Raw genomic sequence first — 254 nt, 5'->3', positions numbered from 1 at the left:
TCTTCCGGCGAGCGGGTTTTTCACCCGCTTTAACGTTACTCATGTCAGCATTCGCACTTCTGATACGTCCAGCATGCCTCTCGACACACCTTCAACCGCTTACAGAACGCTCCTCTACCATGCACAAAAGTGTGCATCCGCAGCTTCGGTGTCTAGTTTAGCCCCGTTACATCTTCCGCGCAGACCGACTCGACCAGTGAGCTATTACGCTTTCTTTAAATGATGGCTGCTTCTAAGCCAACATCCTGGCTGTC

At 51.6% G+C, this 254-nt stretch carries 1 rRNA gene; it reads right to left on the bottom strand.

Annotation, left to right across the window (positions count from 1 at the left end):
* Nucleotides 1-254: ribosomal RNA gene (locus FCL40_RS18490) — 23S ribosomal RNA — on the bottom strand; the annotation flags it as partial.

It is taken from the genome of Ferrimonas sediminicola (assembly GCF_005116715.1).
In the GTDB taxonomy this organism is placed as follows: Bacteria; Pseudomonadota; Gammaproteobacteria; order Enterobacterales; family Shewanellaceae; genus Ferrimonas; species Ferrimonas sediminicola.
This window is presented reverse-complemented; position numbering and strand designations above follow the sequence as displayed.